Source organism: Pseudomonas sp. B8(2017) (assembly GCF_002113575.1).
GTDB classification, from domain to species: Bacteria; Pseudomonadota; Gammaproteobacteria; order Pseudomonadales; family Pseudomonadaceae; genus Aquipseudomonas; species Aquipseudomonas putida_Z.
Map to the genome: position 1 here is coordinate 1 of NZ_NEIO01000035.1, position 15,201 is coordinate 15,201.

9 protein-coding genes and 2 rRNA genes are annotated in these 15,201 nt (G+C 61.1%); 5 read left to right on the forward strand and 6 right to left on the reverse strand.

Annotated features, from left to right (window positions below):
* The first annotated feature begins 7 nt into the window (after positions 1 to 7).
* Both rrf (CAG22_RS26255) and rrf (CAG22_RS26260) read left to right on the forward strand, forming a co-directional pair.
* Positions 8 to 123, forward strand: a 5S ribosomal RNA gene (gene rrf / locus CAG22_RS26255).
* Positions 124 to 232: 109 nt separating this feature from the next.
* A 5S ribosomal RNA gene (rrf, locus tag CAG22_RS26260) occupies positions 233 to 348 on the forward strand.
* A gap of 135 nt (positions 349 to 483) precedes the next feature.
* On the opposite strand, the gene CAG22_RS26265 is transcribed toward rrf (CAG22_RS26260), so the two are convergent.
* The 4 genes from CAG22_RS26265 to CAG22_RS26280 all read right to left on the reverse strand — a co-directional run bounded on the left by CAG22_RS26265 (position 484) and on the right by CAG22_RS26280 (position 5,460).
* A complete protein-coding gene (locus tag CAG22_RS26265) occupies positions 484 to 2,898 on the reverse strand; it encodes a TonB-dependent siderophore receptor (RefSeq protein WP_085593360.1) in 2,415 nt (804 codons plus the stop codon).
* A 297-nt stretch (positions 2,899 to 3,195) separates the two neighbouring features.
* Positions 3,196 to 4,152: a FecR domain-containing protein gene (locus tag CAG22_RS26270; protein ID WP_085593368.1), complete on the reverse strand. Its 957-nt coding sequence runs from the start codon at positions 4,150 to 4,152 to the stop codon at positions 3,196 to 3,198.
* 4 nt (positions 4,153 to 4,156) lie between these two features.
* The gene (locus CAG22_RS26275; protein ID WP_025337253.1) at positions 4,157 to 4,660 is read right to left on the reverse strand and encodes a sigma-70 family RNA polymerase sigma factor; all 504 of its coding nucleotides are present in this window, start codon (positions 4,658 to 4,660) and stop codon (positions 4,157 to 4,159) included.
* A gap of 110 nt (positions 4,661 to 4,770) precedes the next feature.
* Positions 4,771 to 5,460 (reverse strand): GntR family transcriptional regulator, encoded by a 690-nt coding sequence (locus CAG22_RS26280; protein WP_025337254.1) that lies wholly within the window; start codon positions 5,458 to 5,460, stop codon positions 4,771 to 4,773.
* Between the two features lie 204 nt (positions 5,461 to 5,664).
* Here CAG22_RS26280 and lapG point away from each other — a divergent pair, with 204 nt between their 5' ends.
* Both lapG and lapD read left to right on the forward strand, forming a co-directional pair.
* Positions 5,665 to 6,426, forward strand: a complete 762-nt coding sequence (gene lapG, locus CAG22_RS26285; protein WP_170929341.1) for a cysteine protease LapG — start codon at positions 5,665 to 5,667, stop codon at positions 6,424 to 6,426.
* 10 nt (positions 6,427 to 6,436) lie between these two features.
* Positions 6,437 to 8,383 carry a cyclic di-GMP receptor LapD gene (gene lapD, locus CAG22_RS26290; RefSeq protein ID WP_085665774.1) on the forward strand — a complete coding sequence of 649 codons (1,947 nt, stop codon included), beginning with the start codon at positions 6,437 to 6,439 and terminating at the stop codon, positions 8,381 to 8,383.
* Positions 8,384 to 8,543: 160 nt separating this feature from the next.
* Here the strand turns inward: lapD and CAG22_RS26295 are convergent, their stop codons facing one another.
* Positions 8,544 to 9,920 (reverse strand): HlyD family type I secretion periplasmic adaptor subunit, encoded by a 1,377-nt coding sequence (locus CAG22_RS26295; protein WP_038407794.1) that lies wholly within the window; start codon positions 9,918 to 9,920, stop codon positions 8,544 to 8,546.
* Positions 9,910 to 12,066: a type I secretion system permease/ATPase gene (locus CAG22_RS26300; protein ID WP_085593366.1), complete on the reverse strand. Its 2,157-nt coding sequence runs from the start codon at positions 12,064 to 12,066 to the stop codon at positions 9,910 to 9,912. The genes CAG22_RS26295 and CAG22_RS26300 overlap by 11 nt, the downstream gene beginning before the upstream one ends.
* Positions 12,067 to 13,058: 992 nt before the next feature.
* Here CAG22_RS26300 and CAG22_RS28845 point away from each other — a divergent pair.
* Positions 13,059 to 15,201, forward strand: a 2,143-nt coding sequence (locus CAG22_RS28845) for a retention module-containing protein (protein ID WP_256582456.1), incomplete at its 3' end; no start/stop codon positions are given.

Sequence of the window (15,201 nt, forward strand, 5' to 3'; positions counted from 1 at the left end):
AGAATTTCTTGACGACCATAGAGCATTGGAACCACCTGATCCCATCCCGAACTCAGCAGTGAAACGATGCATCGCCGATGGTAGTGTGGGGTTTCCCCATGTGAGAGTAGGTCATCGTCAAGATTCATTTCGCAAAACCCCTATCTGCACATGCAGGTAGGGGTTTTGTCTTTAAGTAGGAACTACAGAGATTCGCAGGTACGTCCGAGGGACGGGCCAGCACAAAGAATTTCTTGACGACCATAGAGCATTGGAACCACCTGATCCCATCCCGAACTCAGCAGTGAAACGATGCATCGCCGATGGTAGTGTGGGGTTTCCCCATGTGAGAGTAGGTCATCGTCAAGATTCAAATCCAAAGCCCCTGTCTGCGATGCAGACAGGGGCTTTGTCTTTTCCGGGGGGGCGCACTTTCAGGCGAGCGCGCTTCCCGTGTAGGAGCGGCCTTGTGTCGCGATCGGACGCGCAGCGACCACCATAGAGTCAGAACTGATAGCTGACCGTGGCACTGATATTGCGCTCTTCACCCATGTAGCAGTAATTCAGGCTTGCACACGAGGTGATGTAGCTTTCATTGGTGAGGTTATTGGCGTTCAGGCGTACATCCATCCCCCGGAGGCCGACCTTGCCCAGGTCATAGCCGATCGAGGCGTCGAACAGGGTATAGGAGGGCACCTTCATGCTGTTTTCCGCATCCACCCAGCTGTACCCCACATACCGCACCCCACCGCCCAAGCGCAGGCCATCCAGGGCCCCCTGGTGGAAGTTGTAGTCAGCCCAAAGCGAGAACATCTGTTTCGGTGCCTGGGTTGGCGAATTGCCCTTGTTATCCAGGTTGCCAGACACCAGGCTGGGCATCGACTTTGCGTACTCGATATCGGTAAAGGTATAGCCGCCCAGCAGCTTCAAGCTGTCGGTCAGTTGCACATGGGCCTCCAGTTCCAGCCCTTGTGAGCGCACTTGCCCTACAGGGCGATAGAAGTCCTCGTCAGGCTGCTTCGAGGCCAGGTTCTCCTGCTCGATGCGGAACACCGATGCGGTGAACAGGTTGTCGCTACCCGGCGGCTGATACTTGATACCAGCCTCCCATTGAGTGCCCTCGGTCGGTGCCAGAGGGCGGCCTTGCTGGTCGGATACGGTATTGGGGTTGAACGACTCCGAGTAACTGACATAGGGCGCAATACCGTTCTCGAACAGGTAGAGCACACCTGCGCGGGTAGTGAACCTGGAGCGCTGGTCACTGACCTTGGTGTTGCTGTCGCGATTCTCCTCGGACACCTTCACCCAGTCCTGGCGCAGCCCCAACGAGAAGCGCCATTGGTTCAGCTCCACCAGATCCTGCAGGTAAACACCCGTTTGCTGCAAGCGCCGCTGGTAGCGGTTCTCGCCCAGCACCTGAAGGTTGCCGTTGCCGTACTGCGGGTTGCCTGCATCCAACGGATCGACTGTGCCATAACGCCAGGCCACGTCAGCCTTGCGTCGCTGGTAGTCGGCGCCCAGCAGCAAGGTGTGTTTGGCGGCCCCGGTGAAGAATTCCGCCTGCAGCATGTTGTCGATGATGTACGAATGCAGGCGTTCGTCGCCGCCGGTATAGGCGCGGTTGAGGATATTGCTGTCGGCATCCGCCCAACCGGCGGAATACACCTGGTCCATCGACACGTCGGAATCCTGATAGCGGAAGTTCTGGCGTGCCGTGAACACATCGTTGAAGCGATGCTCGAACTGGTAGCTGAAGGACTGTTGGGTACGCTCGTAGTTGTCGATACCCGGCTCGCCCTCGAAGAAGTGGTCCGACAGGCGCAAGCCGTTGCGTTTGTGCAGCATGCCATCTGCGGGGTTACCGCCGTGATAGCCGCCGTTGGGGTCGTGTTGCAGGTAGGCCTGCAGGGTCAGCGAAGTGTCTTCGCTGAAGTCGATGCTGACGGCCGGCGCGATGGCGTAGCGTTCTTCCTTGTTGTGGTCGAACTGCGTGTCGGAAGCATCCGCCAGGCCTGTCAGGCGATAAGCGATACGCTTGTCGTCATCCACGGGGCCGCTGAAGTCGAAACCCATGCCACGCTGGCCTTGGGTACCGATGGTGGCCTGGACTTGATGGTAGGGGGTAAACAGCGGCTTCTTGGTGGTCAGCGCCACCAGGCCTCCTGGCGAGCTACGGCCATACAGTACCGAAGAAGGTCCCTTGAGAATATCGATGCGCTCCAGGAAGTACGGGTCCACCTGCATGGTGCTGTAGGTGCCGTTGTCTCCCATCGACTTGAGCCCGTCGACGTAGATGTTGTCCACCGAGCCGTCGTTGAAGCCACGCATGGCCACATAGTCATAACGATGGGTCGCCCCGTAGGGGTTGGTCAGTACCCCAGGTGTGTAGCGCATGGCTTGGGCAACCGTTTGTGAGCCTTGGTCGTCCATCTGCTGTCGGGTAACCACCGAGACCGATTGCGATGTCTCTACCAGTGGCATGCTGGTCTTGGTCGCCACTTGGCTATGGGTAGCGTTGTAACCCTCCATGCTGCCCAGTGCATTGCCGAGGGTGAAGCTACGGATATCGGTGTCTGGCAATGACAATGCAGCGCTTTGGGGTTGTGCCTGAAGCACGTAGCTCCGGCCGTCCTGGCTGACGGCTTCCAGGCCGCTGCCATTGAGCAACTGGTGCAGTGCCTGATCGGTTGGGTATTGCCCCTGCAGCCCGTTCGACTGCAAGCCTTGGGTGAGCTGGGGTGTGCTCGACAAGGTGATGCCAGCCTGGCGGGCGAACTGGTTGAGCACGTCATCCAACTGGCCGGCCGGGATCGCATAGTGGTGGCTCACCTGGGCGGTTTCAGCTGCTATGGACAGTTGCGTGACGGCTGTCAGGCCCAAGGCGGTGCCAAACAGGGCAGCCCGGACTGCTTTGCGCAAAGGTGCTGAGTGCAAGACAGGTCGAAAATCATTCGCGTTGAAGGTGCGCGTGTGCACGGGGGCGGTATGCATGAGGGGTCCGTTGAAGTGTGAGGGCAGGAGGTGTCGCTTACTGTCCTAGCCGGACCGGCATTCAAAACCCGTCAAAAAAGTTATTGGGGCCGCTACGCGCCCCATCGCCGGCAAGCCAGCACTCACAGGTATTGCATAGCCCTCAGGCCTTGTGCGATCCCTGTGGGAGCTGGCTTGCCGGCGAAGGGTTGCATAGCAGCCCTGAACGCAATAGCCCCCGTCAGATCAGGCCAGCCCCTCCACGCGAACCCACCAGCGTGTACGATGGCGAAGCCGCACGGGCAGCGTCCGTGGTAGCAGTTGCAGCAGTTGCTCCGGGTCTTCGAGGCGGAATACACCCGACAAGCGCAAATCGGCAATATCGTCGCTGCAGCCCAGATAGCCATGCCGATAACGGCTGACCTGCGAGAGGAAGTCGAACAGGCGCATGTCCCGGGTGACGATCAGGCCCTCGGTCCAGGCCATCGCATCCATGTCCACCTGCTCGAGCCGGTGTGTACCCTGCGCATCCAGACGCCAGTTCTGGCCGCTTTCGATCCATTGCAGCGGTCCATTGCCAGGCCGGTGTACAGCCACCCGCCCATGGCTGACACTGACCCGCGTGCAGTCGCTGTCCTGGCGCGCCACAAAGCGCCCTTCGAACCCTTCCAGCAACGCGTCACGAGTTTGTACAAGCAAGGGACGCTGCCGGCTGCAGGCAATCATCAGTTCCCCCTGCTTCAGGCGGACCAGGCGCTGCTGGTCATTGAAGGCCAGGTCGACGGCACTGCGGGTATTGAGTTGCATCAGCGAGCCGTCGGGAAGCGCAAAGCTGCGTCGTTCGCCCGTGCCGGTGGCGTAGTCCGATGTCCAGGCGTTGACCGCATCGAGGTCTTTTCCCAGCCATGCCGCCGTCCCCGCCATGGCAACGCCACCAAGCAGCTTCAACGCCTGCCGACGGTGCAGCCGGCGCTGGCTGGTCTCCAGGGTCTGCAAAGCCAGCCCGGCGCCAGGGACGGCACGCAGGTCGAGGTCCTGATGCAGGTGGATCACCCGTTGCCAGGCCTGTTCGTGTTCGTGGTGGGCAGTGCGCCATTGCCTGCACTGTTGCTGCAGGGCAGGGTCATGCCCGCTCTCGCGCAGCCTCAGCATCCACTGGATGGCCTGTTTGACCGTGGTTGCGCCAGGCTGTGCGGCGGTCATCATGTCAGCACTCGTCGCTGTAGCGCAGCAGGTAGCAATGGTAGAGCGCGTCGGCGATGTAGCGCTCCACGGTACGTACCGAGATGCCCATCTGGTCGGCGATGGCCTGGTGCTTCAGCCCTTCGCATTGGGCCAGCAAGAATGCGCGGCGTACTTTGGGCTTGAGGCCGTCGAGCATGCGCGCGATGCGCTCCAGCAACTCCAGCAGCAGCTCACGCGTTTCGGCCGAGGGGGCCTGTGCTTCCGGCAACTGTGCCAATGCCTCGAGATAGGCCCTGTGCAGTTCCTCGCGCCGCCAGTGGTCGATCACCAGCCCGCGCGCGACCGTCCGCAGGAAGGCCCGGGGAGTATTCAGTTGCAGGTGTTCGCGACGTTGCAACAGGCGCACGAAGGTGTCCTGGGCCAGGTCTGCGGCATCGGCGGCGTTGCCCAGCTTGCTGCGTAGCCAGGCATGCAACCAGCCGTGGTGGTCACTGTAGAGCGTTTGCACGGAATCGTTGCTGGGCATGGGTGAGGGCGCTGCCATCAATGGACATGAATGATAATTAGTCTCATTGTTGGCGGGGGCCGATTAATTTGCAACCCAGCCGACTGCACCATGCGCGCAGTCACTACCCGCTAGCGCCCCAGTTGCGTATCCAGATACTTGCGGATTACCCGCGATGCGTTATTCAGGTGCCGTTCCAGCACCGCTACCGCTTCGTCCACCAGCTTGTCGCCAGCCGCATCCGCCAGTGCGTTGTGATCGTCTTGGGTGAGCTTGCCCAGGCCCATGGACGAAAGATGAAACCGCAGGAAGCGCTCTTCCTCATTCAGTTCGTCCTCGATCAGGCGCAGCAGCTTCTTGTTCGGCGCCTTGTTGTACAACGACATGTGGAACAGGCGATTGAGGCGGCCGATTTCAGCGTGACGCGTTTCGTTTTCCAGTTGCTGGATATACCCGCGGGCGCTGGCGATGTCGCTGGCATCGAGCAGCGGAATGGACTGGCGCAGCGCCTCGGTCTCGAGCAGCACGCGCAGGGCATAGGTGTCCACCGCGTCCTCGCCGATCAACGGCGCAACCACCGCACCCTTGTGCATCTCCACTTTCAGCAGCGATTGCGCTTCGAGCTGGCGCAGGGCCTCGCGCACGGGCATGCGGCTGACACCGAACAAGGTGGCGAGCTCTTGTTGTCTTACGGCAGTACCTGGGGGCAAGCGGCCATCAAGAATGGCACTGCGCAGGCGTTCTTCGATCACGCCACGGGCCTGGTGCGGCAACAGCTGCTCGCTGGCCAGCACATTGCTCAATTTGATTTTCTCGGCCACGCGACGTCTGCCTCAACGATGACTAAAGTTGGATCCAATGACACTAGTAACAGCTCTTGGGGGTGTCAAACCTTTACCGGTAATGGAACCGGCGCCCCAAAAGCGCGGCTATGGTGGATGAAGTCGCCGGTCAAAGGAAGCGGCCTATGGAAGGTTATAACCAGAAAGTGTAGGTCGGGTGACCGGCGGGTGCATGATTGCAGGGTGCCATTGTCTTTTGCCGTGGCAAGCCGCACCATCGCTGCTTTCGACTGGCCTGAACAGGGCTTCGCAGTGGCGATATCCTGGATGCTCAAAACTGTTGTGCAACGTGTCGGCCTTGCTGTGCTGCTTGGCAGCCTGCTGCTGGGCGGCTTGCACGCGGATTGGGACTTTTCCCAGATCAGCCGCAAGTCGCAGGCCCTTTATGGCCCCTTGGGTGCCGGGCAGGGCCGGATCGATGCCTGGCAGAACCTGATGGCCACGCAGAAGCAGGGTACGGAGCTTGAGCGATTGCAGGTGGTCAACCGCTTCTTCAACCAGCAATTGCGCTATGTCGAGGATATCGACCTGTGGCATGAGGTCGATTATTGGGCCACGCCGGTGCAGGCGCTGATCAAGGGCGCAGGGGACTGTGAGGACTACGCCATCGCCAAGTATTTCAGTCTGCGGCGCATGGGCATCCCCAGCGAAAAGCTGCGCATCACCTACGTCAAGGCGCTGCGGCAGAACCGGGCGCACATGGTCCTGACCTATTATTCAAGCCCACAGGCACAACCATTGGTGCTCGACAGCCTGATGGATGCCATCAAGCCGGCCAGCCAGCGTACCGACCTGCTGCCGGTGTACGCCTTCAATGGTGAGGGTTTGTGGCTGACGGGCGCCGCAGGCAACAAGAAGGTCGGCGATACCAAGCGGTTGTCGCGCTGGCAGGATTTGCTGAAGAAAATGCAGGCCGAAGGGTTCCCGGCCGAGCCGGTCTACTGAAGGAGCACAGATGTCACTGTTCAAACAATTGCTGTTGGCCATTTGCCTGTTCCTGGTGGTCGCCTTCAGTGGCAGTTTCATGGTCAGCCTGGAAAGTTCGCGCAGCCAATACGTCAACCAGTTGCGCTCGCACGCCCAGGATGCGGCGACCGCGCTGGCGCTGTCGCTGACGCCGAATATTGATGACCCGGCGATGGTCGAGCTGATGGTCAGCTCGATCTTCGACAGTGGTTACTACTCAAGCATCAAGGTTGTCGACTTGAGTTCCAATGCTGTGCTGGTGGAGCGCCACGCTGAGCCGGACCCCGGCGGTGTGCCGCGCTGGTTCGTGCACCTGATCGGCCTGGAAGCCGCCGGTGGCGATGCCATCGTCAGCCGCGGCTGGCAGCAGGCCGCACGCGTTGAAGTAATCAGCCACCCGATGTTCGCCATTGCCAAACTCTGGCAGAGCGCCCTGGGCAGCCTGGGTTGGCTGCTGCTGTGTGGCGCGGCCAGTGCGGTACTCGGCGCCTTGCTCTTGCGTCGTCAGTTGCGGCCGCTGGACTACATGGTCGAGCAGTCCCACGCCATTGCCCGCCGCGAATTCCTCAGCCTGCCCGAGTTGCCGCGCACGCCGGAGCTGCGCCGGGTAGTACAGGCGATGAACCAGATGGTCGAGAAGCTCAAGGCACTGTTTACCGAGCAAGCCGAGCGCAGTGAGCGGCTGCGTGCCGAGTCTTATCAGGACAGCCTGACAGGGCTGTCCAACCGCCGTTATTTCGAGATGCAGCTGAACACGCGGGTGAGCAATCTGGAAGAAGCGCGCGCCGGCTACCTGCTGTTGCTGCGGGTCCAGGGGCTGGCGGGGTTGAACGCCCGTCTTGGCGGCCAGCGTACCGACCAGTTGCTACAGGCCGTGGGTGAGCAGTTGCGTCGCACCTGTGCCAGCTACCCGGAAACCAACGACCTGATTTCCCGCAGCCGTGGGGGCGAGTTCGCCGTGCTGGCGCCGGGTATGGTGCATGAAGAGGCGGTACAGCTTGCCCAGGCCCTGGAAGCGACGCTGCACAGCCTGCACGAAACGGGCGCCAGTGATATCGACCCGGTGGCTTGTATCGGCCTGGCGCCGTTCAGCCCCGGTGATTCACCGCAGGCATTGCTGAAGCTTGCCGACGAGGCCCTGGCCCGCGCCGAGAACCAGCCAACACCGGGTTGGGTATGCCTTGAACAAGGCGTGGCTGCAGTTGCCGCGGATAGCCAGCATGTCTGGCACGAGCGGCTGGACCAGGCGTTCGACAATGGGCATTTCGAACTGTTCTTCCAGCCAGTGGTGGATTGCGCTTCTGCGCAACGGGTACTGCACCACAAAGTGATTTCGCGTTTGCAGGATGGCCAGGGCGAGGCGCTGCCGGCCGGCCGCTTCCTGCCCTGGCTGGAGCGCTTCGGCTGGATGCCGCGGCTTGATGTGCTGGTGTTGGAGAAAGTGCTGGCGCACCTTCGAGGGCATGACCAGGTGTTGGCACTGAACCTGTCCGCCGCCACCCTGGCCGACCCCAAGGCACTTCAGCGTGTTTTCGAGCTTCTGGGCCAGAACACGGCGCTCGGCCCGCGGCTGGTTTTTGAAATTGGCGAGGAGCAGTTACCTGAGCAGGCGGCCCTGGAGCAACTCACCCGGCGCCTGCACGCGCTTGGCTTCGGCCTGGCGCTGCAACGCTTTGGTGGGCGTTTCAGCATGATCGGCAACCTGGCGCACCTGGGCCTGGCGTACCTGAAGATCGATGGCAGCTACATCCGCAACATTGATCAAGAGCAGCACAAGCGGCTGTTCATAGAAGCGGTCCAGCGCGCCGCACACAGCATCGACCTGCCGCTGATTGCCGAGCGGGTCGAGACGGAAGGTGAGCGGTTGGTGTTGCGGGAGATGGGTGTAGGCGGGATTCAGGGGCAGTTGGTTGGTGAGCCTGCCCCCTGGCGCTGAGGGTATGCGGTCCTTTGTAGGAGCGGCCTTGTGTCGCGAAAGGGCCGCACAGCGGCCCCAGGATTTCAGCAAAGATGCATAAATCGCTGGGGCTGCTGTGCAGCCCTTTCGCGACACAAGGCCGCTCCCACAGTGTGGGTCGCGGCGATGAGTGTGCTTTTTAACGCTCGCGCAACGCTTCCGAACGCGCTTTCATGATCGGCTTGAGCAGGTAGCTCATGATGGTCTTCTTGCCGGTCATGATATCGACCGTCGCCACCATCCCCGGAATGATCAGCAGCGGCTTCTCGTCAGTGCCCAGGTGGCTGCGGTCGGTGCGCAGCTTGATCAGGTAGTAGGTGGTCTTCTTGTCTTCATCGGTGATGGTGTCGGCACCGATCTGCTCCAGCTTGGCCTTCAGCCCACCGTAGATGGTGTAGTCATAGGCCGTGAACTTGACCGTCGCTTCCTGCCCAGGGTGCAGGAAGGCGATGTCCTTGGGCAGGATCTTCGCCTCGATGACCAGTGAGTCGTCCAGCGGCACGATTTCTATGATGTCGCTGCCCGGCTGGATCACCCCGCCAATGGTATTTACCAGCAGCTGCTTGACGATACCGCGTACCGGCGAAGTAACCATGGTGCGGTGCACGCGATCATCCAGCGCCTTGCTGGTCGCCGTGGCCTTGTTCAGCTCGGTGCGCGCTTCGTTCAATTGGGTCAGCGCTTCGCTGCGGAATTTGCCACGGGTCTCTTCGATCTTGCTTTGCACCTCGCGAATGGCCGCCTCGGCACGCGGGATGGCCAGCGCCGTGGAGTCCAGCTGACCGCGGTTCTCCACTTCGGCGCGGCGCAGGCGCAGCACCTCAACCTGGGAGATCGCCCCGGTGGCCACCAGGGGCTCGGACATGCTGATCTCCTTGCGCAACAATTGCAGGCTGTTGGCGTACTGGGCACGTTTCGAACTGTATTCGCGCAGTTCCTGCTGGCGCTGTACCAGCTGCTGTTGCAGGCCACCAATCTCGTCCTGCAGTTGCTGGCGCCGGCTCTGGTACAACGACTCTTCACTGGCCGCCTGGCTTGGCGCGGCCTTGCGCAGCGCTTCGTCGATCTTCAGCGGGCTGTCCTCGACCTCGGCACTCAGGCGCTCGACACGCAAGGCCATGGCCAGGCGGTCGGCCTCGGTTTCACCCACGTTGGAGGCGAAGCGGGTTTCATCCAGGCGCAGCAATGGCTGGCCCACTTCGACGATCTGCCCTTCCTTGGCGAAGATCTCGGCGACGATGCCGCCTTCCAGGTTCTGGATCTTCTGCACCTTGGACGACGGAATGGCCTTGCCTTCACCCCGCGTAACTTCGTCGATGGGCGCTACGCTGGCCCACACGATCAGGAACACGAAGAACAGGATCACGCCCCAGATGGTCAGCCGCACGACCCGCGGTGCATCCTCGATCAGGGCCTTGTTGACCTCTGGCAGCGGCTGGCCGCCCAGTGAATCGGAACCCTTGAAATAGCGCCGCAGGCCGTCCTTGAATTGCCCCACATCCAGCTTATGCAACACTGATCTGCCCCTTCTTCAGCGCATCCATGACCGCGGCTTTCGGGCCGTCGGCGACAATCTGCCCGCGATCGATCACGATCAGCCGGTCCACCAGCGACAGCAGCGAGGCACGGTGTGTGACCAGCAGCATCGTCTTCCCTTCCACCACCGCCTGCAGGCGCTGCTTGAGGCGTTCTTCGCCGGTGTTGTCCATGGCGCTGGTCGGTTCGTCCAGCAGCAGGATCTGCGGGTTGAGCAACAGCGCGCGGCCCAGGGCGACGTTCTGCCGCTGGCCACCGGACAGGTTCTGCCCGCGTTCACCCACCTGCAACTCGTAGCCGTCCGGGTGCAACCGAGCGAACTCATGCACACCCGCCAGTTCGGCAGCTTGCAGAATCAACTCATCCTCGATGTAGCGAGCCCCGCTGACCAGGTTGTCGCGCAGGGTACCGGCCAGCAGCTGGATGTCCTGGGGCACGTAGCCGATGTTGTGGCGCAGTTCGCTGACGTCGATCTGGCGAATGTCCACGCCATCGACCAGCAGCGAGCCGCTATCGGCCTCGTACAGGCCGACGATGAGCTTGGCCAGCGAGCTCTTGCCCGAGCCACTGCGGCCGATAATGCCCACCTTCTCGCCGGGGCGGATGGTGAGGTTGATGTTCTTCAAGGCCTGATTCTGTTGGTTCGGGTAGGTGAAATCGACCCCCCGGAACTCGACGCTGCCCTGCAGCACCTTGCGGCTCAGCGGGCGTTCTTCGAAGTTGCGTTCTTGCGGCAGTTCCATCATGTGGTCGGTGGAGACCATGGTCACCTTGGCTTGCTGGTAGCGGGCGAGCAGGCCGTTGAGCTGGCCCAGCGGGCCGAGGGCACGGCCGCTGAGCATGTAGCAGGCCACCAGGCCGCCCATGCTCAGGTTGCCGTCGATGATCAGGTACACGCCGACGCAGATCATCGCCACGCCTGCCAGTTGCTGGATCAGCAGGGTGATGTTCATCGCCAGGCTCGACAGCACCTTCACCCGCAGTTCCAGGCGGCTGAGGGTACCCAGGGTCTGCTCCCACATGTACTGGCGTTCGCTTTCGGCGTTGTTGACCTTTACCGCATCCAGGCCGGCAAGGGTCTCGATCAGGCTGGACTGGCGCTCCGAGGCCAGGGCCATGGTCCGTTCCATGGTCGCCATCAGTGGCCGTTGCAGGGCGTAACCGATGCCCAAGGCCAGCGGGAAGGCGATGATCGGGATCCACACCAGGTGCCCGCCAATGATGGCGATGACGATCAGGATCAGGACGGTGAACGGCAGGTCGATCAGGCTGGTCAGGGTCAGCGAGGCGAGGAAGTCACGCAGGCCCTGGAATTCGTGAATGTTCTGGGCAAAGCTGCCGACCCTGGCCGGGCGGTACTTCATCGACATGCCGACGATACGTTCGAACAGCGTTGCCGAAATGATCAGGTCGGTCTTCTTGCCGGCCAGGTCCAGGCACAAGCCGCGCAGGCCCTTGAGGATCAGGTCGAAGATGTAGGCACCGGCGATGCCGATGGCCAACACCCAGAGGGTCGAGGTGGCCTGGTTGGGCACCACCCGGTCATATACGTTCATCACGAACAGTGGCGCGGCCAGGGCGATCAGGTTGATCACCAGGCTGGCGGCGATGGCGTCGATATATAGCCACTTGCTGCGCAGCAAGGTATCGCGGAACCACGACTTCGCCCGCGGGATGAGGTTGCCGTGGTTGACGTCGAACTTGTGCTGCGGCTGGGCGAAGAATACCCGGCCACTGTAATCGCTTTGCAGGGCTTCGCGGCTGACATGTACCTCGCCGCCATCGCTCTCGCTGAGCAGCAGGCGCGCGGTGTCTTGGTTTTCCCAGCCCAGCAGGACGGCGCTGCGGCCTTCCTTGAGCAGCAGCATGGCCGGCATGGCGATGCTCGGGATCTGCTCCAGCTTACGCTGCAGCAGGCGCCCCTGCAGGCCGGCCCGGGCGGCTGCGCGGGGCAGAAGCTCGGGGCTCAGGCGCTGGGCCGGCAGCGGCAGGCCGGTGGTCAGCATGACCCGGCTGGCGGGTTTCTGGTGCAGAACACACAGGCTCAACAGACTATCCAGCAGGGGATCGTCATGCTGACTGCGTGGATCGTGGCTGAGTTGGACTCGACTGACTTCGGATTCCACGCGGCTCTTCATCCTTGTGGTGGGTGGGGGGGTGTGCCGCCGTTCAGGCTGGCTCACCCTGGCGTTCAATGGCGCTGCCAGGCAGTGGTCATGAGGCTACGGCACCTTGGCGCTTGGGCAACCGGCCAATGGTCGCCTTGAATCGGTATTGAGTAAACAATTCTACGGTCTTCATTCCTGGCAGACGATGCTGAGTGGCGGATGTTTCATTTTTGATCCAGTCAGCATCCAGGCCGAATTAATTTGCAGCATAGCCTGCCATCCGTCTGGCGGCAGAGGAGTTGTCGGTATCGACTTGTAGCTTGTCAATAAACAGGCGCTTATTTGTTGACGTCATTCGGTAACTAATTAGGCAAAATTTATTATTGGAAAGCAGGTCGCTGACAGGCTTTGGTTCGACAATCGACTACGTTTTCTCATTTTCGGGCTGGCAGTATTTGCGCAGTGGTTCGCTATCTCTTTGATCTACGGCAAATCGGGTGCCTGATTGTGCAGCGGTGCGGGCTGCTGGCTCCGTGAGCTATCGTATGGCCGCGCTTTTGCCTGGCTTCCCGATCAAAGTCTTGCTGCCTTCAGGCAAGGTTTGTGCTTGTAACCAGGCAATGACCCGAGCGAGCGAAAGTGACTTGGTTATTGACGCTTGAATCTTTGACAGCTGCCGATGAGCGGTTGTCCAGTCGTATTCTTTGCGGTTACCTAGGCACGAGGAAAGCTGCTGAAAGTACTGGCTGAAGACGCTTTGGATGATGTACGACACTTATCCTCAAGAAGCGCATGGTTAAGATTCGAATATCAATGTGACATTACATTGCTGATTGTTTAGGATGGCAATGTATAAGGTCAATAGTTTGGCATTTGGTTAATTCCAAAAAGTTATAGACGGAATATTGACGCCAATAAACGTCTAGAGATCATCGACATAGTTCCGCCTGAAGTGGTCTGCAAGTGCCGCTCTGGCAGGGAAGTACCCATCGGGTCACACGGAGAGTCCAATGAGCAGCGTTGTAGCCATCGTCAAAAGTATTGTCGGCCAGGTTATTGCGGTATCCCCAGAGGGCATTCGGCGTGTTCTGATCGAAGGGGACCGCCTTCTGGCCGGTGAGGAAGTGCTCACCGGCCCGGGTGGTGCAGTTACTTTGGAGCTGGCCGATGGCCGTCTGCTCGACCTGGGTCGTGATAGCCAGTGGAGCGCCGATGCGCCAGACAGCAGCACCGACCTGAGCCAGGCGACCGCACAGGCCGCGCCGTCGGTGGAGGAGCTGCAACAGGCGATCGCTGCCGGTGTCGACCCGACTACCGAACTTGAAGCGACTGCGGCTGGCCCATCATCGGCGGGCGGTGGTGGTGCACTGGGCGGTGGCCACAGCTTTGTCATGCTCGAAGAAACCGCGGGCCGGGTCGACCCTACCGTCGGCTTCCCGACTGACGGGCTGGGCTTTGCTGCCGTGCTCGATGGCGAAGAGGTTGGCGTGCTGGATACCACCAGCAACAACCAGGTAACTACGCCGACGACGGATACCAGCGTTGCTACCGACCTGGTTCTTGGCGCTACCCCGTCCATCAGCGAAGCGGGTGGTGTAATCGTTTATACCGCTACGGTTGGCCAGGCACCGAGCACCAACCTGGTGGTCACCCTTTCCAACGGGGCCGTAATCGTCATTCCGGCCGGGCAGACCTCGGGCAGCGTCAACGTCGTGGTTCCGGCAAACGATACCCCGTATATCGACGGGGACCAGATTTCGGCGACCGTAACGGGCACCACCGGGGGCGGTGGGCTGACGGTGACCGTGCCGCAAACACCTGCGGTTACCCAGGTTACCGATACCATCGACACTACCACCGCGACCCTGACCGCTTCTCCAAGCGTGACTGAAGGCGGCGTCATCACCTACACCGTGACCCTGAGCAACCCGGCGCAGACCCCGGTGACAGTAACCCTGTCCAACGGCCAGACCATCACCGTCGAAGCCGGCAAGACCCAGGGCAGCGTCGATTTCCAGACCCCGGCCAACGACGTCTACAACAACGGCTCTACCGTCAGCGTCACCATCGAGGGCGCCACGGGCGGCAACTTCGAGCAGCTGACGACGAATCCGACTCCGGCTCAGACCACGATCAACGACTCGGTCGACAACACCACCGCGACCCTGACGGCGAGCCCGTCGGTGACTGAAGGTGGCGTCATCACCTACACCGTGACCCTGAGCAATCCGGCTCAGACCCCGGTGACCGTAACCCTGTCCAACGGCCAGACCATTACCGTCGAAGCCGGTAAAACCCAGGGCAGTATTGACTTCCAGACTCCGGCTAACGACGTCTACAACAACGGTTCAACTGTCAGCGCCACGATTACCGGTGCGACCGGTGGCAACTTCGAGCAGTTGGTGCCGAATCCGACTCCAGCTCAGACCACCATCAACGACTCGGTCGACACCACCACCGCGACCCTGACGGCGATCCCGTCGGTGACCGAAGGTGGCGTCATCACCTACACCGTGACCCTGAGCAATCCGGCTCAAGCCCCGGTGACCGTAACCCTGTCCAACGGCCAGACCATTACCGTCGAAGCCGGTAAAACCCAGGGCAGTATTGACTTCCAGACTCCGGCTAACGACGTCTACAACAACGGCTCGACCGTCAGCACCACGATTACCGGTGCGACCGGCGGTAACTTCGAGCAGTTGGTGCCGAACCCGACCCCGGCTCAGACCACCATCAACGACTCGGTCGACACCACCACCGCGACCCTGACGGCGATCCCGTCGGTGACCGAAGGTGGCGTCATCACCTACACCGTGACCCTGAGCAATCCGGCTCAAGCCCCGGTGACCGTAACCCTGTCCAACGGCCAGACCATTACCGTCGAAGCCGGTAAAACCCAGGGCAGTATTGACTTCCAGACTCCGGCTAACGACGTCTATAACAACGGTTCAACTGTCAGCGCCACGATTACCGGTGCGACCGGTGGCAACTTCGAGCAGTTGGTGCCGAATCCGACTCCAGCTCAGACCACCATCAACGACTCGATCGACACCACCACCGCGACCCTGACGGCGAGCCCGTCGGTGACCGAAGGTGGCGTCATCACCTACACCGTGACCCTGAGCAACCCGGCCCAGTCGCCGGTGACCGTGA